General features: G+C 69.1%; 20 protein-coding genes. 14 read left to right on the forward strand and 6 right to left on the reverse strand.

What is annotated here, in order from left to right:
• Positions 1-80: 80 nt before the first annotated feature.
• The 4 genes from ACFY1L_RS29485 to ACFY1L_RS29500 form a co-directional block, all read right to left on the reverse strand.
• Positions 81-2,120, reverse strand: coding sequence for a DUF6114 domain-containing protein (locus ACFY1L_RS29485; RefSeq protein WP_388830797.1), 2,040 nt, complete (start codon positions 2,118-2,120; stop codon positions 81-83).
• Complete coding sequence (locus tag ACFY1L_RS29490) at positions 2,113-2,820, reverse strand: DUF6230 family protein (RefSeq protein WP_388830799.1); 708 nt, start codon at positions 2,818-2,820, stop codon at positions 2,113-2,115. The genes ACFY1L_RS29485 and ACFY1L_RS29490 overlap by 8 nt, the downstream gene beginning before the upstream one ends.
• A 181-nt stretch (positions 2,821-3,001) precedes the next feature.
• Positions 3,002-3,634: a DUF6230 family protein gene (locus ACFY1L_RS29495; protein ID WP_388830801.1), complete on the reverse strand. Its 633-nt coding sequence runs from the start codon at positions 3,632-3,634 to the stop codon at positions 3,002-3,004.
• A gap of 135 nt (positions 3,635-3,769) precedes the next feature.
• On the reverse strand, positions 3,770-5,500 hold the full coding sequence (locus ACFY1L_RS29500; RefSeq protein WP_388830803.1) for a hypothetical protein: 1,731 nt from the start codon (positions 5,498-5,500) through the stop codon (positions 3,770-3,772).
• A 235-nt stretch (positions 5,501-5,735) separates the two neighbouring features.
• On the opposite strand from ACFY1L_RS29500, the gene ACFY1L_RS29505 reads away from it, so the two are divergent.
• The gene (locus ACFY1L_RS29505) at positions 5,736-6,434 is read left to right on the forward strand and encodes a LuxR C-terminal-related transcriptional regulator (protein WP_388830805.1); all 699 of its coding nucleotides are present in this window, start codon (positions 5,736-5,738) and stop codon (positions 6,432-6,434) included.
• A gap of 27 nt (positions 6,435-6,461) precedes the next feature.
• On the opposite strand, the gene ACFY1L_RS29510 is transcribed toward ACFY1L_RS29505, so the two are convergent.
• A complete protein-coding gene (locus ACFY1L_RS29510) occupies positions 6,462-7,493 on the reverse strand; it encodes a LacI family DNA-binding transcriptional regulator (RefSeq protein WP_388830807.1) in 1,032 nt (343 codons plus the stop codon).
• A 332-nt stretch (positions 7,494-7,825) separates the two neighbouring features.
• On the opposite strand from ACFY1L_RS29510, the gene ACFY1L_RS29515 reads away from it, so the two are divergent.
• The 13 genes from ACFY1L_RS29515 (at position 7,826) to ACFY1L_RS29575 (ending at position 23,323) form a co-directional block, all read left to right on the forward strand.
• Positions 7,826-8,845 (forward strand): sugar ABC transporter substrate-binding protein, encoded by a 1,020-nt coding sequence (locus ACFY1L_RS29515; RefSeq protein ID WP_388830809.1) that lies wholly within the window; start codon positions 7,826-7,828, stop codon positions 8,843-8,845.
• On the forward strand, positions 8,845-9,921 hold the full coding sequence (locus ACFY1L_RS29520; protein ID WP_388830811.1) for an ABC transporter permease: 1,077 nt from the start codon (positions 8,845-8,847) through the stop codon (positions 9,919-9,921). The genes ACFY1L_RS29515 and ACFY1L_RS29520 overlap by 1 nt, the downstream gene beginning before the upstream one ends.
• Before the next feature lie 8 nt (positions 9,922-9,929).
• Positions 9,930-10,835: an ATP-binding cassette domain-containing protein gene (locus ACFY1L_RS29525; protein ID WP_388830813.1), complete on the forward strand. Its 906-nt coding sequence runs from the start codon at positions 9,930-9,932 to the stop codon at positions 10,833-10,835.
• Positions 10,836-10,949: 114 nt separating this feature from the next.
• Positions 10,950-11,801, forward strand: coding sequence for a sugar phosphate isomerase/epimerase family protein (locus tag ACFY1L_RS29530; RefSeq protein WP_388830815.1), 852 nt, complete (start codon positions 10,950-10,952; stop codon positions 11,799-11,801).
• 267 nt (positions 11,802-12,068) lie between these two features.
• Positions 12,069-13,049 (forward strand): 5-dehydro-2-deoxygluconokinase, encoded by a 981-nt coding sequence (gene iolC, locus ACFY1L_RS29535; protein WP_388830817.1) that lies wholly within the window; start codon positions 12,069-12,071, stop codon positions 13,047-13,049.
• Positions 13,036-13,926 carry an aldolase gene (locus ACFY1L_RS29540; RefSeq protein WP_388830819.1) on the forward strand — a complete coding sequence of 297 codons (891 nt, stop codon included), beginning with the start codon at positions 13,036-13,038 and terminating at the stop codon, positions 13,924-13,926. The genes iolC and ACFY1L_RS29540 overlap by 14 nt, the downstream gene beginning before the upstream one ends.
• On the forward strand, positions 13,923-14,804 hold the full coding sequence (iolB, locus tag ACFY1L_RS29545; protein ID WP_388830821.1) for a 5-deoxy-glucuronate isomerase: 882 nt from the start codon (positions 13,923-13,925) through the stop codon (positions 14,802-14,804). Before ACFY1L_RS29540 ends, iolB begins: the two co-directional genes overlap by 4 nt.
• Positions 14,804-16,687: a 3D-(3,5/4)-trihydroxycyclohexane-1,2-dione acylhydrolase (decyclizing) gene (gene iolD, locus ACFY1L_RS29550; protein WP_388830823.1), complete on the forward strand. Its 1,884-nt coding sequence runs from the start codon at positions 14,804-14,806 to the stop codon at positions 16,685-16,687. Before iolB ends, iolD begins: the two co-directional genes overlap by 1 nt.
• Positions 16,688-16,716: 29 nt before the next feature.
• Positions 16,717-18,213: a CoA-acylating methylmalonate-semialdehyde dehydrogenase gene (locus tag ACFY1L_RS29555; RefSeq protein WP_388830825.1), complete on the forward strand. Its 1,497-nt coding sequence runs from the start codon at positions 16,717-16,719 to the stop codon at positions 18,211-18,213.
• Between the two features lie 39 nt (positions 18,214-18,252).
• A complete protein-coding gene (locus ACFY1L_RS29560; protein ID WP_388830827.1) occupies positions 18,253-19,695 on the forward strand; it encodes a sugar porter family MFS transporter in 1,443 nt (480 codons plus the stop codon).
• A 63-nt stretch (positions 19,696-19,758) separates the two neighbouring features.
• The gene (locus ACFY1L_RS29565) at positions 19,759-20,955 is read left to right on the forward strand and encodes a Gfo/Idh/MocA family protein (RefSeq protein WP_388830829.1); all 1,197 of its coding nucleotides are present in this window, start codon (positions 19,759-19,761) and stop codon (positions 20,953-20,955) included.
• A gap of 52 nt (positions 20,956-21,007) precedes the next feature.
• Complete coding sequence (locus ACFY1L_RS29570; RefSeq protein ID WP_388830834.1) at positions 21,008-22,006, forward strand: sugar phosphate isomerase/epimerase family protein; 999 nt, start codon at positions 21,008-21,010, stop codon at positions 22,004-22,006.
• Between the two features lie 195 nt (positions 22,007-22,201).
• Positions 22,202-23,323 (forward strand): arabinogalactan endo-beta-1,4-galactanase, encoded by a 1,122-nt coding sequence (locus ACFY1L_RS29575; protein WP_388830836.1) that lies wholly within the window; start codon positions 22,202-22,204, stop codon positions 23,321-23,323.
• 181 nt (positions 23,324-23,504) lie between these two features.
• Here the strand turns inward: ACFY1L_RS29575 and ACFY1L_RS29580 are convergent, their stop codons facing one another.
• Positions 23,505-24,062, reverse strand: coding sequence for an AAA family ATPase (locus tag ACFY1L_RS29580; protein WP_388830838.1), 558 nt, complete (start codon positions 24,060-24,062; stop codon positions 23,505-23,507).
• Between the last annotated feature and the right edge of the window lie 128 nt (positions 24,063-24,190).

The following is a 24,190-nucleotide window of genomic DNA, read 5'->3' on the forward strand; positions in this document are numbered from 1 at the left end:
GCGCAGTTGCGCTGCTTCGAGCTCACCCCGGCCTGCTGCGGGCCGACAAGTTCGGGCCATCTGTTCCGTGGTTCAAAGAGTCAGCGGGACGCCGTCTGGTGGAGACCGGGGACGTCCAATTCGTCAGCGCCGAGGTACTGGTTGTACGCAGTGACGTTCGTGAAGAAGATCGGGATCGGAAGGGTGAGCCCCGGCGGAAGCGGGGGCGGCATGCTCGGGGTGAACGTGACGGGGAGCAGGCCGAGGAGGTTCCCGCTGAGGATCTTGGTCAGCAGGACCACGGGCTGACCGGTGGCAACCGTCGTACCGGCGGTGCCGTCCGTCTCCAACGTCCCCTGGCAGGGATACCAGGGGCCTGGAGCGGACGGGTCCACGCGGCCGATACCGGGAATGCCCATGTCGAGCAGGGGCAGCCGGAGGCCGGGCAGGCCTTGGAAGGGCGGCTCGGGTGGCGGTGGCTGGTTGCGGCCGCACGAGGGGGCAAGGAGAGGTGCGGTCTCGCGCAGGCTCGCAATGTCGACCCGGGACACGGTGAAGACCAGGACCTCCTCGGAACCGGACGCCGTTGGCACCTCGGTGATGCCGTGATAGGTCAGGCCGCTCAGCACCATCAGCGGGCTGAGGACCCGGAACGGCTGGGCGGCGGTGCGTACGCCGTACGCGGCGGCATCGACACCGAGGCGGAGAGAGATCAAGGGCTGCGGAAGACACCATTGCGAGTGCTCGTCCCGGCCGGAGTGGGCGCCCAGTTCGATGTGCAGGGGCAGCAACGACAACGGCCCGGCCATCCGTCCGTCGGCAGGCAGTGGCGGGATGTTCAAGCGCAGAACGGATGGCGGGACGGAGTTGCCGGCGGCGACGCCGGACCGGCTCGGCTGCTTGTCCGACGTACCCGGCCCGGCGGTGTGCTCGGGCTTACCGCGCTGCGACGGGCCGGTGGGGCGGGTCGGGCTCGGCGTCGCACGATCGTGCCGGGCAGCCGGGCCGTTGTCGTGTTCGTCGTGTGCATCGTGCAGGCCGAGCAGGTCGGCGACCGAGCCGAGAAGGCCCGCTCCGGATGAGTGGGTGGGAGCGGGCGCAGGCGCGACGGAGTCGGGCCTGCGACTGGGCCTGTGTTTGTCGTATACCTCGGTACGCGGGTTCGGCAGACGAGGGCCTAGGGACGTGTGCGGGCCCGGCGAGCCGTCCACCGGGACGCGGCTTCCGGTGCCGCGGGCGCCGGGTACTGCCCCGGCCAGCAGTCCGTCGAGCAGAGAGCAGACGGTCAGGCTCGGTCGGGTGTCGGCGGCGGCAGCGCCCGCGAGCACGCTGGGTGGATCGTCGAGCCTCGGCACCATCCTGGGGACGTGCACCGGGGCTGGTTGCAGCCCGCCGGTCAGCAGTGCCCCGATCGGAAGCACACCGAGTGCCCGCATACGGTTTGTGCGCGAGGTCAGACGGTTCATGCGCGGGCTGCTGCCGGTTTGTCCGCCACCGACCGCACGGCCTCCGGCGCCGCCTCCCCCGCTGCCCGGTTCACGGAAACCGCCGGGGCCACCGGGCCAACCGAGACCGCCCGAATCACCATGGTCACCGGCCCCACCGGAACCGCCGGAACCACCCGAACCACCAGAGCCGCCCGGACTGTCCGGCCCCTCCGGGCTGCCCGATCCTCCGGGGCCGTCCGATCCGCTCCCGCGACCCCAGTCCGGCCGGATCCGTGGCCGTTCCGGCCGCGCATACGGCACCCAGCTCACCGCCATCGCGCCGCCGGTGATGCCCAGCAGAAAACCGATCAGGAAGCCGCCGAAATTGGAGAGCACGAGTGAGGCGACGGCGAACACCAGCGTCGCGATGCCCGCGAACACCCGGTGCCCCGGCGCCAGCCACATGCTGAGCGCAAGGACCGCCATGAAGATCCCCATGAGTGACCCCGCCACGCCGGCGATGCCCTCATGCATCATGATCGGCAACGGCGCGAACGGGATGGAGAGGATCTCGACCCCGGCCAGCAGCGTCCACACCCCGGCCCAGAACGGGCGGCTGCGCCGCCAGTCGTGGAAGGCGTTCCACCATCCGAGCCGCCGCCCGTCAGCCTCCGCCTTCCGCTGACGTCCCGCGCGCAGCCGCGCACTACTCACGTCGATCTCCCCGAGTGTGGTGGCCTTCGTGACCCGGCGTCAGAAAACATGAGTGATCGCCGACCTGCACGCTCAGGTGGAGTCCCGGCAGCCGGAACGTCGCCGCACTGACCGAACGCGTCTGCTGCCGCAGATCATCGATGCGTACGGTGTCGGCCTGCTCGCCGAAGCCGCCGGGCTCGCCGTGCACACCGGGCACACCCTGCACGGTGGCGGCATCCTGGCCGATGTTGATGTTGTGGAAGACCGCGTCGCCCTGCAGGTCGTGACTGTCCGCGACGAGCCGGTCGGCGTGCGCGGGTTCCCCGCCGCTGCCCGAGGTCAGCCGCAGGGTGACGGGCCCGAGGACGGGCACGTCCTGTACGACGGACTGGCACAGGTCGTACAGGTCGGCGGACCGGATGCCGGACAGCGCCTCCGGGTACGAGGCGTGAGCACCGCGGTCCAGCACACCGAACTGCACGAACCCGCGCCCTGCGAGCGTGCTGGCTCCGATCTGGAAGCTCTCGCCGGAAACCGTGAACGAGTTGGGTGACACCCCGAAGGACGCGGCCAGGGCGCCGCGCGCCATCGCTGTGCACAGCGCTGCGGACGCCAGCAGGGTGGGCACCATGGCCACGGCCAGACGCCTCCATCGGGTGTGGCCCGTGAGACGTGTGCGCACGGTGGTCTGGGTGGCACTGTCGACGTTGCTCGTCATCCCTCTCCCCGTCAGACGATCGGGGCCGGCCCACCAGAGGGCTCAGAAACCCCGACACCCGAGTCTCGGGTGGTACGTCTCGCCAACTCCGGTGGGATCCGCTGGTGACTCCGAGGAGCAGCCGGGGACCCCAATGGACGGACGTTTTCACCCGCTTGGACCGCAGAGAGGGGAAGGCCGTTCAGTAACAGGGCTTGGCTCCGGCCTTCACACTCAGGTGCAGGCCCGTGAGCCGGAAGGTCGCCGCAGTCACTTCTCGGGTCGACTGCCGCAGGTGATCGATGCGTACGGTGTCGGCCCGCTGTCCGAAGACTCCCGCCAGGGCACCGGAACCGTCGTTGAAGGTCGAGGCATCCTGTCCGATGGTGATGTTGCGGAACACTGCGTCGCCGCCGAGGTCGTCGGTATGGACGACGAGATGGTCCGCGTGCGCGGGCTTGCCGCCTCCGCCGGCGCTGATCCGCAGCGTGGTCTCGCCGACGACAGGGAGGCGGATGACCATCGACTGGCACAGGTTGTACAGGTCGGCCGAGTCGATGCCGGCGATGGCTTCCGGGTACGCCTTGGTCTTCGACCGGTCCATCCCGACGTACTGGGTGAAACCGGTGCCCTGCAGCCGGTCGGCGGAGATCTTGAGGTTCTGTCCCGAAATCACCATGGACTGTGCGGAGACCGCGAGCGAGACAGGGAGAGTGCCGGTTCCGATCGCTGCCAGGAGTACCGCGGACACCAGCAGCGTCGGCACCATCACCAGGCCGAGCCGCTTCCACCGGGTGTGCCCCGCGGGACGGGCCCCGGGATCAGGGAACGTCATCACTGCCTCCCGGCTCGGGCGGTGCCCAGCGGCGGGGCGGGACGACCCCACGCCGCTGGCTGCGACCGTCGGGCCACAGCCTCATTGCAACCTGCGGCCTGGCGGTCGGCAACCGGAGCCAGTGCAAGATCGAAGCTAGTGGGGCTCCATGGCGAATTGCGCGAGGTTGGTGGACACCGGCTCGGGCCGCCCGTTGTTCTGCACGGGCGCCGCGGTGAGCACGTCGAGGTGCTGGTAGCCGTCGGCGACCACCGGGTCGAGGCCGGCTGGGACGCGGCCGGCGAGCAGCCCGTCCCCGGCGAGCACGGTGAGCGTCGGGTTGGCGGTGAGCCCCTGGGGGTGCACGACCAGCTGCTTCACCTGTGGGGAGGTGGCCAGTTCCAGGTCGGTGACCAGCTTGGTGGGGAAGTACTGCTCGGTGAAGTCGAGCGGCTGCCGGGCCAGGCTGCGGGCCAACTCCCCTATGTCGGTGACCTCTTTGCCGGCACTGGTGAACGGCGTGCCGTCGGCCGACTTGTAGCCGGGGTCGTCGGCGGCGCCGACACGGTCGTAATTGCGCCATGTGTAGAGCGGTCCGTGCGGCTGAGCCGGAATGGCCTTGTAATCGACGCCGAACAGTCCCGGCTGCTGCGAACTGCCGTTGGCTGCAGGGAAGTTCTTGTCGGTGATCGGTCCCCCGTCGAAAAAGCCCACGCTGCTCTGCAGGAAGGCCAGCGGTACGGAGTTGTCGTCCAGCAGCGCTCCGAGCACCGCAGCGTTGGTGAGCCGGAAGTCCTTCACCGCGGGAGAGCCGGTGAGGAACGTGGCGGTGTCCTTGGAGAACAGGAAGCGGTTGGTGGCCTCGATGTTGGTGTTGGAGGGCAGATAGCTCGGCAGGTCAGCCTCACCGCCCGGATCCTGTACGGCGCCGACCCCGGCGATGGCCAGCAGGGTCATGGTCTCGGGGTTGAGCAGGACCGGCGCGGACAGCGAGCGCGGCAGCACCCCGCTGTCGAGTCCGGCCTGCACGGCGCCGTAACCCAGGCCCACGTCGGGCAGGTTGGTGTCGTCGGGCATGCTGCCGCTCAGGTCGCCGAGCGAGGTGGAGACGGTGGTGTCGAGGGCGAAGTAGCCGGCGCACTGGTTGTATCCGGCGTCGGTGGTGGTGGCCGGGTTGCCGTCGAAGTCGGCGGCCGCGAAGTAGCCGGTGACCACGCCGCCGAGCGAGTGTCCGCCGCACAGCACCTTGCGCTTGCGCAGCCCCTGGTCGGGCAACTCGGCGGCGAGCAGGTCGTATTGGTCGCGCACCGTCTGCTCGATGCCGAGCTTCGCCATCCACCCCAGCCGGTCGTTGCCGACGAAACCGGCGAAGGTGCGGCCGTCGACCTGCTTGCCGCGGTAGTAGTAGTCGACGGCTGTGTGCTGGTCGCCGGAGTCGATGCCGGTGTGGTCCTCCAGGCAGTTGGAGCGCCGGTCGATCGCCCAGAACTCGATGTGCCGTCCCTGCTCGGCGGCACCCGCCACGGTGTTGCGGGCGACGCTGTCGAAGGCCCCGGCCCCCTCGAGGATGCCCGGCTGGGCGACGAGGATCCGGTCGGCGTCGGCCGAGGCCGCCGGCCCGTCGGAGGAGCGGTAGCGCAGATACGACAGCCAGTCGCACGCCGCCGGACGGTCGCCGAAGGACGCCGGCAGCGGGACCTTCACCCGCACCACCGACTCACTCACTCCGGCGACCGCACTCGTCGAGGCCACGGGCGTCTCGGTCCGCGCACTCTCCCCTCGGGCGTCCGGGGCGGTCACGGTGATCGCCCCGGCGGTCAGCAGCACCGCCAGCGCAGCACTGCGCAGGGTCTTCGCGGTTGTTCCTCTACTGCGACTCGTGTCCATGGCCCGGACCGTAGGACTGCGCGGACCGCGCCATCGGGCAGTGCTCACAAAGACTCAGCTCCTGGTGAAGCGTTTGTCACCAGGAGCTGAGGCGCCCGTTCCGCGCCCCGATCCGCATGATCCGAGATGTGATCCAGCCCACGATGAAAAACGATGCCGTTTCGATAGCGGCGGGGGCTATCCTGAGCAGCAAGTGAACGAAACAGTTTCGTTTAGAGGATGAGGGAGGACGGACGTGGTCTCCGTACTCATCGTCAACGACCAGTCCCTGCAACGCGTCGGCCTGCGCATGCTCCTGGCCGCCGAGCCCGACCTGAGCGTCGTCGGCGAAGCCGCGAGCGGGGTCGATGCGGTCCGCATGAGCGCCGCACTCCGTCCGGACGTCGTCCTGATGGACAGCCGCCTCGCCGAACCGGACGACATCGATGCCATCCGGCGCATCGCACGACCCCCGCGCCTGTTGTCGGCCTCCGAGTCCCCCATGGCCGCGGGCTCCCCGCCCCGCGTACTGGTGCTGACCTCGAGCACCGACGACAGGCACGCGCACGCCGCGCTGCGCGCCGGAGCCGGCGGATTCCTCCTCACGGACGCCGCCCCGGAGGAACTGACCGCGGCCATCCGCGTCGTGGCCGCCGGAGACGCCGTCATCACCCCGGCCCTGACCCGCGCGCTCATCGACGCCGTCCGCACACAGCCGGCCGTCCGCCCCCTCGCACGGGAGGCCGGGCTGTCCATCCTCACCGAACGCGAACGCGACGTCCTCACGGCCGTGGCCTCCGGCTGGTCCAACACCGAGATCGCCGTCCGGCTGTCCATCGCCCCGACCACGGTCAAGTCGCACGTCAGCCACATCCTCGCCAAGATCGGCGTCCGCGCCCGCGTCCAAGCGGTCGCCTTCGCCTACGAATCCGGTCTGGTACGGCCGGCGGCCTGACGCTCGCAGGACCATCCAGGGCGCACGTCAGGCGGGTGCTGCCGTGGTACCGCGGACGACCAGGTGCGGGGCGAGCACGACCTCGCGGGGTTCGGTGCGGTCCTGGTCAAGTCGCTCGACGGCGGCGGTCACCGCGTGCCGGGCCTGCTCCAGGGCGCCCTGGCTGACGGTGGTCAAGTTGAAGCAGCTCAGCCGGGAGAGCGTGTCGTCGTCGTAGCCGGCCACGGAGACCTGCCCCGGGACGGAGATGCCCGCGCGGGAGAGGGCGGCCAGGACGCCGATGGCGCACTGGTCGTTGAACGCGACGACGGCGGTGGGCAGTGCGTCGCCGTCCAGGAGATGCCGGGCGGCACGCTCCCCGGCCGCCTCGGTGTTGTCGCCGCCCAGCACCCGGATGCACTCGCCGAGTCCGTGGCGGCGCATGGCCGTGCGGTAGCCGCGGCGCCGGTCGGTGGCGATGACGCCCTTGCCGCCGTCGACGTAGACGATCTCCCGGTGGCCGAGTCCGACCAGGTGGTCGACGATCTGGCCGACTCCGTCGTCGTCCGCGGTGCGCACGACGTCCAGGCCGGCGTCGGCGATCCGGCGGCCGACCGCGATGACGGGCGCCTTGTTGTCCAGGGCCGAGAGCGTGTCGGCGGCGGCCGTGGGGCCGAGCAGGATCAGGGCCTCGCTGCGGAAGGCCAGGAGCGTGTCCACGGCCGTCTGCTCGTCACGGGTGCGGGTCAGAGTGCTGAGGACCAGGTCGTAGCCGACCTCCTCGGCCGCGGTGTGCAGATGCTCGACCAGTTCGGCGTGGAACGGGCTGTGGATGTCGACCATGACCCCGAGCAGCCGGCTGCGCCTGCTGGCCAGTGTGCTGGCGGTGCGGTCCACCTGGTAGCCGAGGTCGGCGGCGGCCTTCAGCACACGCTGCCGGGTCCGCTCACTGGGACCGGCCACGCCGCGCAGCACGAGGGACACCGACGCCGTGGACACGCCCACGCGCGCAGCGACGTCCTCCAGCCGGGGGCGCTTGTGCGCGCCGTTCCGGTGACTGACGGAACCGCCCTCGTCCACCTGCGCCTCCCCGGGAAATCTCCTCGAGCAACACCCTTGACACGCTCACGAAACAAGGCCGATAGTACCAGAACTTAAAGCGCTTTAAATTGTCCTGATGTTCCAACGAACCCATAACGAACGCCCGGCGGCCACCCACACTGCCCGCGCATCGTCCGTCATCCCACTCCAGGCGCCACCCCGCCCCTGACCGGCCGAGCCGCAATCGGCCCCATCACTCCTCCCGGAGCGCGCTCCTAACCGGGGTCGCCGCCTCCACCCCGGCCCACCCGGCGGGCGAGCGGTGGCCGGTGATCCACTCTCCCCTCCCAGTTGCACAGTGAGGTGCACGCATGAACCGCACAGCGCTTCCCCACTCCCGCAGAATCGTCCCCGTCGTGGCCGTGGCCGCCGCGGCCGCCCTGACCCTCGCGGGCTGTTCCAGCAGCTCCGGCGGCAAGAAGGCCGAGGAGGAGGCGGGCAACGTCTCCGCGGGCAAGGCGAACACCCCCCGCATGACCATCGCGATGGTCACCCATGCGCCTTCCGGCGACACCTTCTGGGACACCATTCGCAAGGGTGCCGAGGCCGCCGCGGCCAAGGACAACATCAAGCTGATCTACTCCAACGACGAGAACGCCGGCGACCAGGCCAACCTGGTGCAGAACGCGATCGACCAGAAGGTCGACGGCATCGCGGTCACCCTGGCGAAGCCGGACGCGCTGAAGTCCGTGGTCGCCAAGGCGGAGAAGGCCGGCATCCCGGTCGTCGGCCTCAACGCGGGCCTGAGCGTCTGGAAGCAGCAGGGCCTGCTGTCGTTCTTCGGGCAGGACGAGGCCGTCTCCGGCCAGGCCCTCGGCAGCAAGCTCAACGGCACCGGCGCCAAGCACGCCCTGTGCGTGATCCAGGCCCAGGGCGACGTCAACCTCGAAGAGCGCTGCGCCGGCGTGAAGAAGACCTTCAGCGGCAAGACCGACATCCTCTACGTCAACGGCACCGACATGCCCTCGGTGAAGTCCACCATCACCGCCAAGCTCAAGCAGGACTCCTCCATCGACGAGGTGGTCACGCTCGGCGCCCCGATCGCCCTGACCGCCGTCCAGGCCGTGTCCGAGGGCAGCAGCAAGGCGAAGGTCGCCACGTTCGACCTCAACAAGGACCTCGTCTCCGCGATCCAGAAGGGCACGATCCAGTTCGCCGTCGACCAGCAGCCGTACCTCCAGGGCTACTTGGCGGTCGACTCCCTCTGGCTCTACAAGACCAACGGCAACTTCAGCGGTGGCGGTGAGCAGCCCGTGCTGACGGGCCCGGCCTTCGTGGACAAGTCCAACGTCGAGTCCGTCGCCAAGTTCGCCGCGAAGGGCACTCGGTGATGAGCATGACCCAGCATGCCGAGCCGGCGGTGACCGCGCCGCCGGCCCCCGGACCGAACCAGAAGGACGGCCGTACGGCCGAACGCTCCCTGGTCATCAGGTGGTTGGCCCGGCCCGAAGTCGGCGTCTTCCTCGGTGCCGTAGCGGTCTACGTGTTCTTCCTGATCGCGGCGCCGCCGGTGCGCGACGCCAGCTCGATGGCGAACATCCTCTACCAGTCCTCGACCCTCGGCATCGTGACCATCCCGGTCGCGCTGCTGATGATCGGCGGCGAGTTCGACCTGTCGGCCGGTGTCGGAGTGATCACCTCGGCGCTCACCGCAAGCATGATCAGCTACCAACTCACCATGAACGTGTGGGTCGGTGTGTTCGCCGCGCTGATCGTGTCGCTGGCGATCGGCTTCTTCAACGGCTGGATGGTGGTCAAGACCGGACTGCCCAGCTTCCTGGTCACGTTGGGCACGTTCCTGATCCTGCAGGGCGTCAACCTCGCGGTGACCAAGCTGGTGACCGGGAACGTCGCTACCGATGACATCAGCAACATGGACGGCTTCGACCAGGCCAGGAAGGTCTTCGCCTCGTCCTTCGACATCGGTGGCGTGCAGGTGAAGATCACCGTGTTCTGGTGGCTGCTGTTCGCGGCGATCGCCACCTGGGTGCTCATGCGCACCAAGTACGGCAACTGGACCTTCGCGGTCGGCGGCAACAAGGACAGCGCCCGGGCCGTCGGTGTGCCGGTGGCCTTCACGAAGATCTCCCTGTTCATGCTGGTCGGCTTCGGCGCCTGGTTCGTCGGCATGCACCAGCTGTTCTCGTTCAACACCGTGCAGTCCGGCGAGGGCGTCGGCATCGAGCTGATCTACATCTCCGGCGCCGTGATCGGCGGCTGCCTGCTGACCGGCGGCTACGGCTCGGCGATCGGCCCGGTCTTCGGCGCCTTCATGTTCGGCATGGTGCAGCAGGGCATCGTCTACGCCGGCTGGAACCCCGACTGGTTCAAGGCCTTCCTGGGCGTGATGCTGCTCGGCGCCGTCCTGATCAATCTGTGGGTCCAGCGCACCATGACCCGGAGGTGACCGCACCCATGACAACCACCAACGAAACCACGTCCGACGGCACCGTGGCCGCACCTCAAGACGGCAAGCCTGTCGTCGAGTTGAAGAACACGGGCAAGTCCTATGGCAACGTCCGCGCCCTGCACGGGGTGAGCCTCCAGGTCCGCCCGAGCCAGGTCACCTGCGTGCTCGGCGACAACGGCGCCGGCAAGTCGACGCTGATCAAGATTATTTCGGGGTTGCACCAGCACACCGAGGGCGAGTTCCTCGTCGACAACGCGCCCGTACGCTTCTCCACCCCGCGCGACGCGCTCGACAAGGGCATCGCCACCGTCTACCAGGACCTGGCCACCGTCCCGCTGATGCCGGTGTGGCGCAACTTCTTCCTCGGCTCCGAGATGACCAAGGGCCCCTGGCCCGTGCGCCGCCTCGACATCGAGAAGATGAAGAAGACCGCGGACGAAGAGCTGCGCGAGATGGGCATCATCCTGGACAACCTGGAGCAGCCCATCGGCACCCTGTCGGGCGGCCAGCGCCAGTGCGTGGCGATCGCCCGCGCGGTCTACTTCGGCGCCCGCGTGCTGATCCTGGACGAGCCGACCGCGGCGCTGGGTGTGAAGCAGTCGGGTGTGGTGCTGAAGTACATCGCCGCCGCCCGTGACCGCGGTCTGGGCGTCATCTTCATCACGCACAACCCGCACCACGCCTACATGGTCGGCGACCACTTCAGCGTGCTGCGCCTGGGCACCATGGAACTCTCCGCCGAGCGCAGCCAGATCACGCTCGAGGAGCTGACCAACCACATGGCCGGCGGCGCCGAACTCGCCGCGCTCAAGCACGAGTTGTCGCAGGTCCGCGGCGTCGACGTCGAGGAACTCCCCGAAGAGGCCGACCTCACCGCACCCGTCGCGGCGAGCTCGGAAGGGGCCTCCTGACGACGGGGGTGTCCTGACGACGAGGACGTTCTGACCACCTCACGAGGACGCCTTGACCACGAGGACGTCCGGATCCAAAGCACAACTGTCCCCACCCACCAGAAGGCACCCTTCATGAAGATCGCCCTCGATCCATACATGATCCGCAACGTCCCGCTGCTCGAACTCCCCTCCGTGGTGGCCGAGTTGGGATACGAGTGGATCGAGCTGTCCCCCCGGGAGGACTTCATCCCGTTCTTCCGCCACCCGCGCGTCGACGACGCGACGGTCCGCAAGTTCCGCAAGGCGCTGGACTCGGCGGGTGTCGGAATCTCCTCGCTGCTGCCGCTGTTCCGCTGGTCCGGCCCCGATGAGGACGCACGTCAGGCCGCCGTACGGTACTGGAAGCGGTCGATCCAGATCGCCGCGGATCTCGGAGTGGACAGCATGATCTCCGAGTTCAACGGTCGGCCGGAGGATCCCGACCGCAGCGAGGCACAATTCTGGAAGTCGCTGGACGAGTTGCTGCCGGTGTTCGAGCGAGAGGGCATCAAGCTCGCACTGGAGCCGCATCCGGACGACTTCATCGAGAACGGCTACGACGCGATCAACCTGATCCGGGGCATCAACCACCCCAACGTCACGTTCCTGTACTGCGCCCCGCACACGTTCCACATCGGCAACGACGCCCCCGGCATCATCAAGTACGCGGGCGACCTGCTCACCCACGTCCACCTGGCCGACGCGTTCGACCACACGGCGTCCTCCGGCAACCGCTACATCCTCAACCCGCCGGGCACGCCCGCCCGTATCCACCAGCACCTGGACATCGGCGAGGGCGAGGTCGACTTCGACGAGCTCTTCCGTGAGCTGCGCGCGAGCCGCTTCGACGGCACGCTCACCGCCTGCGTGTTCGCCTGGGAAGAGCGGGCGAAGGAGTCGTCGGTGTTCATGCGGGAGAAGATCTCCGAGTATCTGGCCGGCTGACGCCGCTGTCTCATTACCGACGGGCCGCGACCGCCCCGTACGCACCTCACCGGGGCGTTGCGGCCTGTCTCAGGGCCTTGTTGCGCCCTTGCTCCGGCCTCGCATGCCATGCGGCCCGACCTGGCACGGAAGAGTCCGCGCAATCCCGCGGTAACAACCTATTGACATGACATTTGAGCGCGAGGCATCGTTCTTCGCGAAGCGCTTTTAAAGCGCTTTAAGTCCCACTCCGAGCCGGAGTCTCTGGAACGAAGGGAAACCAGCGTTATGCCGTTCGAAGTGCTGACCATCGGCCGTGTGGGGGTGGACGTGTATCCGCTCCAGACGGGTGTGGGGCTGGCGGAGGTCACCTCGTTCGGCAGGTACCTGGGCGGCAGCCCGACGAACGTGGCGGTGGCCGCCGCCCGCTACGGGCATTCCGCGGCCGTGATCACCAAGACGGGCCGGGACCCGTTCGGTGACTTCGTCCGGTCCGCGCTGGCGGGCTACAAGGTCGATGCCCGGTTCGTGGGCGTGTCGGATGTCGCGCCGACGCCGGTGACGTTCTGTGAGATCTTCCCGCCGGACGACTTCCCGCTCTACTTCTACCGCCTGCCGAAGGCGCCCGACCTGGACATCAGCGCGGGCGAGCTGGACCTGGACGCGGTGCGGGACGCGGCGATCTTCTGGTTCACGGGCACCGGGCTGAGCGAGGAGCCGAGCCGCTCGGCCACCCTGGCGGCGCTGGCGCACCGGGCCGAGGCGGGCACGACGGTCTTCGACCTGGACTGGCGGCCGATGTTCTGGGCCGACGGCCCGGACCGGGCCCGGTCGTACTACGCCGAGGCCCTGCGCCATACGACGGTGGCGGTCGGCAACCTCGACGAGTGCGAGGTCGCCACCGGCGAGCGCGAGCCGTACGCGGCCGCCAAGGCGCTGCTGGCCGCCGGGGTGCAGCTGGCCGTGGTCAAGCAGGGCCCCCGCGGGGTGCTGGCCATGGACCGGGACGGTGCGGTCGCCGAGGTGCCGCCGGTGCCGGTCGATGTGGTCAACGGGCTGGGTGCGGGGGACGCGTTCGGCGGGGCACTGTGCCACGGCCTGCTGGCCGGCTGGGACACCCGCCGGACCGTGGCCTTCGCCAACGCCGCCGGGGCGATCGTCGCGGGCCGGCTGGCCTGCTCCGACGCCATGCCCACCCAGACCGAGGTGGAGGAAAAGCTGCGCCAGGCCTCCCCCGCCACCGAAGCACCCCTCGATGGAAAGGCGTGACGCCGTGCTGTCCGACAACCTGAGCCGGATCGTGGCCGCCCGGGTGACCGATCCCGGCGCCATCGCGGCCGCCGCCACCCGCCGGGTGAAGGCGACCTCGCTGCTCGGCGAGCACGGCAAAGCCATGATCATCGCCGCCGACCATCCCGCCCGCGGCGCCAACGGCATCGGCACCGACCCCACCGCCATGGCCGACCGCGCCCGCCTCCTGGACCGCCTGTGCACCGCCCTGGACCGGCCGGGCGTGACGGGTGTGCTGGCCACCGCCGACATCCTCGAGGACCTGCTGCTGCTCGGCGTCCTGGACGGCAAGAGCGTCTTCGGCTCCATGAACCGGGCCGGCCTGGCCGGGTCGGTGTTCGAGATCGACGACCGGTTCACCGGCTACGACGCCCACACGATCGCCGCGATGGGCTTCGACGGCGGCAAGATGCTCACCCGCATCGCCCTCGACGACCCCGCCACCCCCTCCGTGCTGACCGAGACGGCACGGGCCGTCAATGAGCTGAATGACCGTCAACTCATCGCGATGGTCGAGCCGTTCCTGTCCACCTGGCAGGACGGGAAGATCCGCAACGACCTGTCCACCGACGCCGTCATCAAGTCCATCACCATCGCCTCCGGACTGGGCCGGCGCACCGCCTACACCTGGCTGAAGCTGCCCGTCGTCGACGACATGGAGCGCGTCCTGGCCTCCTCCACCCTGCCCGCGCTGCTGCTGGGCGGCGAGGTCAAGGACCCGGACAAGGCCTTCGCATCCTGGGGCAAGGCCCTCAAGCAACCCACCGCCCAGGGCCTGGTCGTCGGACGCTCCCTGCTCTACCCCTCCAGCGGCGACGTCGCCGGGGCCGTGGACCGGGCGGTGAGCCTGCTGTGACCGGGGCCAGCAAGTACTACCTGCCGAAGGGCAGTTCAGCCGCCGACGGCTATGACCTCCTGGTCACGCCGGAATCGGCGGGCTGGGGATACTCCGGCCTGAGGATCCTGACCCTCAAGCCGGGCGAGGCACACGCCCTGTCCACCGAAGACTCCGAGTTCCTGGTCCTGCCGCTGACGGGCTCCTGCACCGTCACCACGGACGGCACGGCCTTCGAACTCACCGGTCGGACAGGCGTGTTCGCCTCGGTCACCGACTTCGCCTACCTCCCCCGCGAGTCGGAGGCCCTGATCAGCAGTGCGGCCGGCGGCCGGTTCGCACTGCCCAGCGCCCGTACCGGGCGGAGCTCACTCTCCGCCCGGTACGGGTCCAAGGAGAACGTGCCCGTCGAGCTGCGCGGTGCCGGGGCCTGCTCACGCCAGGTCAACAACTACTGCCTGCCGGGCACCTTCGAGGCCGAGCAACTGCTGGTCTGCGAGGTCCTCACACCCGGCGGCAACTGGTCGTCGTATCCGCCGCACAAGCACGACCAGGCCCGGCCCGGACAGGAGTCGGAGCTGGAGGAGATCTACTACTTCGAGGTCTCCGGCGGCGCTCAGGGTTTTGGCTACCAGCGGGTCTACGGGACCGCCGAGCGGCCGATCGACGTGCTGGCCGAGGTGCGTTCCGGGGACACGGTGCTGATCCCGCACGGCTGGCACGGCCCGTCCATCGCCGCGCCCGGCTACGACCTGTACTACCTCAACGTCATGGCCGGCCCCGGCCAGGACCGCGCCTGGCTGATCTGCGACGACCCCGCCCACGGCTGGGTGCGTTCGACCTGGGACACCCAGGACATCGACGACCGGCTGCCGTTCGCGGCCGAGGAGACCGACTAATGCAAACGATCAGGCTCACCACCGCCCAGGCCCTGGTGCGTTTCCTGGCCAACCAGTACAGCGAGCGCGACGGCCAGGAACAACGCCTCATCCCCGGCGTGTGGGGCATCTTCGGCCACGGCAACGTGGCCGGCATCGGCCAGGCCCTCCTCCAGGCCGCCACGACCGGCGAGGCCGACCTGCCCTACTACCTCGCCCGCAACGAACAGGGCATGGTCCACGCCTCCGTCGCCTACGCCAAGATGCGCGACCGGCTGGCCACCTTCGCCTGCACCGCCTCCACCGGCCCCGGCTCCACCAACATGATCACCGGCGCCGCCCTCGCCACCACCAACCGGATCCCGGTCCTGCTGCTGCCCTCCGACATGTTCGCCACCCGCGCCGCCGACCCCGTCCTGCAACAGCTGGAGGACACCCGCGGCGGCGACGTCACCGTCAACGACGCCTTCCGCGCCGTATCCAAATACTTCGACCGCATCCAACGCCCCGAGCAGCTCATCCCGGCCGCCCTTGCGGCGATGCGAGTGCTGACCGACCCGGTCGAGACAGGTGCCGTCACCCTCGCGCTGCCGCAGGACGTGCAGGCCGAGGCGTACGACTGGCCGGTGTCGTTCTTCCGGCGGCGGGTGTGGCACGTCGGCCGCCCCGTCCCCGAGCCGGCCGCCGTCGAACGCGCCGCCCGCCTGCTGCGCACCGCGAAGAAGCCGCTGATCGTGGCCGGCGGCGGCGCCGTCTACTCCGGCGCGGAGACCGTGCTGCGCGCGTTCGCCGAAGCCACCGGAATCCCGGTCGCCGACACCCACGCCGGCAAGGGCGCCGTCCCCTGGGACCACCCCTACGCCGCCGGCGGCATCGGATCGACGGGGTCGTACGCGGCGAACGAACTGGCGCGTGAGGCTGACGTCGTCGTGGGTATCGGCACGCGGTACTCGGACTTCACCACCGCCAGCCACACCGTCTTCGGCAACCCCGACGTCACGTTCGTCAACCTCAACGTGGCCCGCCTGGACGCCGTCAAGCACTCCGCCGAACCCCTGGTCGCCGACGCCCGCCTCGGCATCCAGGCCCTCGCCGGAGCCCTCACGGACTGGGAAGTGGAGCCGGAGTACCGGGACCGTACGCGTCAGCTCATCGCCCGGACCCGGGAGATAGAGGAGGAGTGCTTCGCCCCCGACCGCAACACCGGTGATCTGCCCGCCCAGACGCAGATCCTCGGCGCCCTCAACGAGAGCCTCGATGACCGCGCCGTGGTCATCAACGCCGCGGGGTCGATGCCCGGTGACCTGCAGCAGCTGTGGCGGGCCAGGGATGCGAAGGCCTACCACGTGGAGTACGCCTACTCCTGCATGGGCTACGAGGTCGCCGCCGGCGTGGGGGCCAAGATGGCCGACCCCACCCGCGAGGTCGTCGTCCTCGTCGGCGACGGCTCGTATCTGATGATGGCCCAGGAGATCGTGACCATGGTCTCCGAAGGCCTCAAGGTCATCATCGTCCTGGTCCAGAACCACGGCTTCGCCTCCATCGGCGCCCTCTCAGAGTCACTGGGCTCGCAGCGCTTCGGCACCAAGTACCGCTACCGCAACGGCGATTCGGGACAGCTCGACGGCGACGTGCTGCCCGTCGACCTCGCCGCCAACGCCTCCTCCCTCGGCGCCGACGTCCTGCACGCCACCACGGTGGAGGAGTTCCGGGCGGCGATGGAGAAGGCCAAGGCCGCCACCGGCACCACCGTCGTCCACGTCGAGACCGATCTCTACGGGCCCAACCCGCCCGGCCACGGCTGGTGGGACGTCCCGGTCAGCGAAGTCTCCGCCCTGGAGACCACCCGCACCGCCCACGAGACCTACGCCGCGAACAAGCGCGCCCAACGGCACTACCTGTAACTTCCGTCCCCGCAAAGGAAACCCGCACCGTGACCACCATCCCGCACTGGATCAACGGCGCTCCCGTCCAGGGCGCCGCCACCGCCACCCAGCCGGTCTTCAATCCGGCCACCGGCGCCGCACAGGCCCAGGTCGTCCTCGGCGGCGCGGCCGACGTGGACGCCGCCGTCCAGGCTGCCTCTGCCGCCTTCGAGACCTGGTCGGAATCGTCGCTCACCCAGCGCACGCAGGTGATGTTCGCCTTCCGCCAGCTGCTCCTCGAGCACGAGGAGGAGCTGGGCCGGATCATCTCCGCCGAGCACGGCAAGACCGTCGACGACGCCCGCGGCGAGATCACCCGGGGCCGCGAGGTCGTCGAGTTCGCCTGCGGGTTGGGCGACATCCTCAAGGGCTCCTTCTCCGACCAGGTCTCCCGCGGCATCGACGTGCACAACTTCCGCCAGCCCCTCGGCGTCGTCGCCGGCATCACCCCGTTCAACTTCCCCGCGATGGTCCCGCTGTGGATGCACCCCATGGCCATCGCCACCGGCAACACCTTCATCCTCAAGCCCAGCGAACGCGACCCGTCCGCCGCGAACTTCGTCGCCGAGCTGTACAAGAAGGCCGGCCTGCCCGACGGTGTCTTCAACGTCGTGCACGGCGGCAAGGACGCGGTCGACGCGATCCTCACCCACCCCGGCATCCAGGCGGTCTCCTTCGTCGGGTCGACTCCGATCGCCAAGTACGTCCACGAGCAGGCCACCGCGCACGGCAAGCGCGTCCAGGCCCTCGGCGGCGCCAAGAACCACGCCGTCGTCCTGCCCGACGCCGACCTCGAATTCGCCGCCAACCACATCACCGCCGGCGCCTACGGCTCCGCCGGCGAACGCTGCATGGCCGTATCCGTCGCCGTCGCCGTCGGCGACGCCGCCGACGGACTCGTCGAGATCCTCGAGCGCAAGGCCCGCGAAATCACGGTCGGCCCCGGCAACCAGCCCGGCACCGACATGGGCCCCCTGGTCACCAAGGCCGCCCAGGAACGCGTCGAGAACGCCGTCGGTACCGCCGCCACCCAGGGCGCCACCGTCGTCGTCGACGGCCGCGGCCTCAAGGTCGACGGGCATGAAGAGGGCTTCTTCACCGGCCCCTCCCTCCTCGACCACGTGACGGCCGCCATGGACGCCTACCAGGAAGAACTCTTCGGCCCCGTCCTCGCCATCGTCCGCGTGACCACCCTCGACGACGCCATCAGCCTCATCAACGCCAACCCCTACGGCAACGGCACCGCCCTGTTCACCGCCTCCGGCGAAGCCGCCCGCCGATTCCAGCGCCACATCAACATCGGCATGATCGGCATCAACGTCCCCGTCCCGGTCCCGATGTCCTACTACTCCTTCGGCGGCTGGAAGGACTCCCTCATCGGCGACTCCCCCATCCACGGCCCCGAAGGCATCCGCTTCTACACCCGCCCCAAGGTCGTCACCACCCGCTGGCCGCACCAGACCCACCACATCACCGCCGGCTTCAACTTCCCCACCTCCAACTGAGATTCCGCCCGTCCCCACATCGACCGGTAGGAGGTGGCCATGGACGTCAGGGACGACACGACCCAGGCCCTCACACCAAGCAGTAGCGCGAAGGACAAGGCCTCTCCGGAGGTCTACCGCAGGCTGCGGCTCATCACCGTCATCGCGACCTTCGGTGGACTGCTTTTCGGCTACGACACCGGCGTGATCTCCGGTGCGCTGCCCTTCATGTCCCTCTCGCCCGAGAAGGGCGGGCTGGGACTCACCCCGCTGACCGAGGGGATCGTCGCTTCGTCGCTCGTGCTCGGCGCGGCGTTCGGGGCGCTGTACGGCGGGCGGCTCGCCGATCGGCACGGGCGCAGGCGGACGATCCTCGGGCTCGCCGTGCTGTTCCTCGTCGGTGCGCTGGATACCGCGCTGGCGCCGGGGCTCGAGGTGATGGTGCTGTTCCGGGTGCTGCTCGGGCTGGCGGTGGGCGGTGCGTCCGCGACGGTTCCGGTGTTCATCGCCGAGTTGGCCCCGGCCGAGCTGCGCGGTCGCCTGGTGACGCAGAACGAACTGATGATCGTGACCGGGCAGTTGCTGGCGTACACCTCGAACGCGGTCATCGCCAGGACCGTGGGCGAGGGTGGCGTGTGGCGCTGGATGCTCGCGATCGCCACGGTCCCGGCCGTGCTGCTGTGGATCGGGATGCTGTTCGTGCCCGAGTCGCCGCGGTGGCTGGCCTCCCGTGGACGATTCGACGACACCGCCCGCACGCTGAGCCTCATTCGTGACGCGGGGGCCGTGGACGCGGAGTTGGACGAGATCAGGCGTCGAGTCACGGCCGATGCCGACCAACCACGGGCAGGCTGGCGGGACTTGGGCACGCCGTGGGTGCGACGCATCGTGACGGTCGGGCTCGGGCTGGCCGTGCTGTCGCAGCTGACCGGCGTCAACTCGATCATGTACTTCGCGCCGACGATCCTGCTGGACACGGGACTTGGCACGCAGGCCGCGCTGACGGCCACCATCGCCAACGGCGTTGTGGCGGTGGTCGCGGTGTCGACCGGCATGTGGCTGCTGGGCCGGTTCGGCCGACGTCCGATGCTGCTGACCGGGCAGGTCGGCGTGACCCTCTCGCTGGTGTTGATCGCCCTCTGCTTCCTGCTCCTGCCGGAGTCGGCCGTACGCAGCTATCTCGTGTTGGCGTCCATGCTGACCTTCCTGCTGTTCATGCAGGGCTGCATCGCGACCGTGTTCTGGCTGATGCTCTCGGAGATCTTCCCGCTGCGCCTGCGCGGCTTTGCGATGGGCACGGCGGTGTTCGGCACCTGGATGGCCAACTTCGTGGTCACGCTGGCGTTCCCGCCGCTGATCGACGCGGTCGGCGGAACCACGTTCCTCATCTTCGCCGCGGTCAACGTCGCGACGTTCGTCTTCTACCTCCGCACGATTCCCGAGACCCGTGGGCGCTCGATGGAGGCCATCGAGTCCCACTTCCGACGGCAGTTCGCCGCCTGACCACCACCCCTCATCCCCTCCCGAATCCCCGTATCTCTCCTGAGACTTCCGAAAGGCACCGCCATGACCACCTCCGCCAAACCACTGTCCGTCGCGGTGATCGGAGCCGGTATGGCCGGCCGCAGCCACGCCGCCGGATACCGCAACGTCAACACGGTCTTCGGGGCCGGCCTGCCGCCGGTGCGCCTGGCCGCGATCGCCGACGCCAACGTCGCCCTCGGCGAGGACGCCGCGCGTCGCTACGGCTTCGAGAAGGCTCTCCCAAGCTGGGAGGCCGTGGTCGAGGACCCGACGATCGACGCCGTCAGCATCGTCGTGGGCAACGCGCTGCACCGGCCGATCGCGGAGGCGCTGGTCGCCGCCGGCAAGCATGTGCTGTGCGAGAAGCCGCTGGCCGGGTCGATGGAAGACGCCCGTGCGATGGCCGAGTTGGAGCGCACCGCCGAGGTCGTGACCGCCGTCGGCTACACCTTCCGCCGCTCCCCCGGCATCTCCGCGATCCGCGAGCACGTGCAGCGCGGTGAGCTGGGTGACCTGACGCTGTTCAGCGGCCGCTACTGGTGCGACTACGCGACCGACCCGAACGGTCCGCTGAGCTGGCGGTTCAAGGGCGGTCCCGGTTCCGGCGCACTGGGGGACATCGGCTCGCACGTCATCGACGCCGCCGAGTACGTCGTGGGGCCCATCGCCTCGGTCTCGGGTGCCTCGCTGTCGACGCAGATCGCCAAGCGGCCGCTGCCGCTGGGCGCGGTCGTCGGGCACAACGCGGCTCCCGTCTCGGACGAGTTCGGCGAGGTCGAGAACGAGGACACCGCGTCCTTCACCGCACGCTTCGAGTCCGGTCTCGTCGGCACCTTCTCGGTGACGCGCACCGGTTTCGGTCTGCCCAACGGCCTCTTCTTCGACGTGCTGGGCGTCGGCGGCCGGGCCGCTTTCGACCAGCACCGCCCCGCGGAGTACCTCTTCGACGACGCACAGCCCGACGCCCGTACGCGCGGCGCCCGGCAGATCATCGCCGGTCCGAACCTGCCGTACTTCGCGGGCGGTGTCCCGATGGAGGCGCCGGGTGTGGGCGCCAGCAACGCCGACAACTTCACCTACCAGACCCGGGCCTTCCTGGACCAGGTCGCGGGCGTCGCCGAGCCGCTGCCGGCCTGCGCCACCTTCGCCGACGCGCTGCGGACCATGGAGATCATCCAGGCCGTAGTCGAGTCCTCCCGCAACGACGGTGCCGCCGTCCCGGTTCCGCCCGTCGCCTGACCAGCCGTAGAGCCCGTAGAGCCGATAGCGCTCGTAGAGAAGGATTAGACACATGGCCCTCAAGCTCGGCGCCTACACCGCCTGTCTGCACGACCGCACTCTCACCGAGGCCCTCGACATCCTCAAGGAGAACGGTCTGACGTCGGTGGAGGTCAACACCGGCGGCTTCATCCCCTCCCCGCACTGCCCGGTCGACCTGCTGCTGTCCTCGGCCACGGCGCGCGAGGAATACCTGGCGACGTTCGCCGACCGCGGGATGGAGCTGACCGGTCTCAACTGCAACGGCAACCCGCTCAACCCGCTCCCGGGTGTCGGCCCGAAGCATGCCGACGACCTGCGCCGCACGATCCGCCTCGCGGGCCTGCTGGGTGTCAGGCACGTGGTCACCATGTCCGGTACGCCGGGCTCGGACCCGGACGCCAAGTACCCCTCCTGGGTGGTGAATCCGTGGGACGGCGTCTACATGGACGTCCTGGACTACCAGTGGGGTGTGGCCGTCGAATTCTGGCAGGAGATCGACGCCCTGGCCCGGGAGAACGACGTCCGGGTCGCCATCGAGATGCACCCGCACAACCTCGTCTTCTCGCCGGTCACCCTGAAGCGGCTGGTCGACGAGGGTGGCCTCACGAACGTCGGCGCCGAGATGGACCCCTCCCACCTGATGTGGCAGGGCATGGACGTCATCGCCTCCATCAAGTGGCTCGGTCCGCTGGTCTTCCACGCCGCCGCGAAGGACGCGACGCTCTGCCCGGGCGCCGACATCCGCGGCGTACTGGACACGTCGTTCACGCGCGTGCCGGCCGACGCCCCCGGCAAGGTGCCCACCGGCTACGGCTTCTGGTGCAACGCCTGGCCGGAGAACCCGGCGTGGAAGTTCGTCGCCGTGGGTCTCGGCAACGACGTCGCGTTCTGGACCGAGTTCCTGCGCGCCCTCGCCGAGATCGACCCGGACATCGCGGTGAACATCGAGCACGAGGACGCCGCCTACTCCCAGACCGAGGGGCTCGCCCTGGCCGCCAAGAACCTGCACAGCGCCGCGGCCGCGCTCTGACCTACCGCCTGTGTGGTCCCGTTCCCGACGGTCGGGAACGGGGCCACTTTGCGTTTCCGGCTTCGTCATCTGTGCACGTACACAATCCTCAGCGCACGTATTTACAGTGCACTAGACCCACTCCTACTGTGAACGTTCCCGGACAGTCTTTCATGCACATGCCAGGTGACGATCACATCCATCAAAGGAGATGGGATGCCCGCGAACGGTTCGAGCCGAACAGTGAAGGCCGCCCTGCTCATTGCGGCGGCCGCCCTGCCCGCGTCCCTGCTCACCACGCCCACGAGCGCCTCTGCCGCGAACTCGCTCAGCATGCTCGGCGCGGACGTCTCGACCGCTCAACGAGCCCTCGACCTCGGCGCCAAGTACTACGACGCGAGCGGCACCGCCAAGGACCCGCTCGACATCCTCAAGGGCCTGGGCGTGAACTACGTCCGTCTGCGGGTCTGGAACAACCCGGCCAGCGGATACAACAACGAGGCGAAGGTGCTGGCGTACGCCAAGCAGGTCAGGGCCAGGGGCCTGAAACTGCTGGTCGACTTCCACTACTCGGACACGTGGGCGGACCCGGGCAAGCAGTACAAGCCCGCGGCGTGGGCAAGCCATGGCATAAGCCAGCTCCAGACGGACGTCTACAACTACACCTACGACGTCTGCAACAGTCTCAAGTCGCAGGGCACCACCCCGGACAGCGTGCAGATCGGCAACGAGATCAACGTCGGCATGCTCTGGGACGACGGCAAAGTGATCAACAACGACTTCACCAATCTGAGCCTGCTCCTCAAGTCGGGCTACAACGCGACCAAGGCGTGCAACAGCGGCACGAAGGTGGTCGTCCACACGGCCGACGCGGACAGTGACGCACATGCCCGCTGGTTCTACGACGGCATCAAGGCGAAGGGCGTCAACTGGGACATCACCGGGCTGTCGTACTACTGCATGTGGCACGGCACGCTGGCCAACATGGGCAGTGTCGTGTCCGACATGAAGTCCCGGTACGGCAAGGATGTGATCATCGCCGAGACGGCCTACCCGTTCACCTCGGCGAACGCGGACAGCACGAGCAACTCGGTCACGTCCGGCTGCTCGGGCTATCCGCTCACCTGGCAGGGCCAGGCCGCCAACTTCACCGCCGTACAGGACACGGCCCGCAGTGCCGGGGCGATCGGCGTCTTCTACTGGGAGCCGACCTGGTACGCGGTCCCCGGCAACGGATGGGATCCGGCCGACATCAACAACAGCGGCGACGGCTGGGACAACATGGCCACCTTCAACTGGACCGGCCAGGTGAACCCGAACATCAAGTGGACGCCGTAGGCGCTGTGTTGAGCGAGCGGGCCGACGGACGGGTCACAGGGTGAAGCTGATGACCTGTCCGTCGGTCTCGATGTTGTCGCCGCTGATGTTGAGGACGTCGTAGCGACCTGCGGGAAGCGGACGATGGTGAACAGCAGGGTGGTCAGGGGCCGGCCCGCCCTGCCAGTCAATCAAGCCACCGTCAACCACCGCTATGAAACGCCGAGTTGGCGGTCCAGCCAGTGGCGGCAGCCACCTCCCGCGCAATGTCCACCACAAGCCGCCCGTCGGTCACCACCCGTACCGCGTCCTCAGGAGCCCGCTCATCCAGGAGACGTGCCTTGCGCATACTGGCCTGCAGTTCCGTCTCCAGCTCCGAGCCGAGTTCCCGCCCCACCAGCCGCTGTCGAGCGGTGGCATCGGAGGCGGTGAGCAGCACCCGTACGATCCGCACCCCGGCCCCCATGGCGCGCTCGAACATGCCCGCCGCTTCAGGGAGCACGCTCGCGGTGTTCGTGTAGATCAGGCGGCGGTATCCGCGTCGGGCGAAGTTCGCCCACACGGCCGTCAGATTGCTCTCGGTGATTTCCGAGCGGTCGGGATCCCCCTGCGGCGCCGGATGCACCTGCCCCATGAAGTCCCCGTCGATGACCGCGTGCGGCACGGCCGCGGCACGCAGCAGCGCCGAAACCTCCCACCCCACCGTCGTCTTGCCCACCCCGGCCCGCCCACCGATGAGCAGCACTTCCGCACGATCCATGGGGGCAGCGTGCCAGTTGACGCCCCCCGCGGGCGATCCGATACCGCACCCGCAGCCACGGACCTGCCGTCCTGTCCGAGGAGGGTGTTCTCGCCGGGCGCCAGATGCGAAGATCGGCCCGTGACGGC

The sequence above is a fragment of the Streptomyces sp. NPDC001663 genome (assembly GCF_042893105.1).
Taxonomy (GTDB): domain Bacteria; phylum Actinomycetota; class Actinomycetes; order Streptomycetales; family Streptomycetaceae; genus Streptomyces.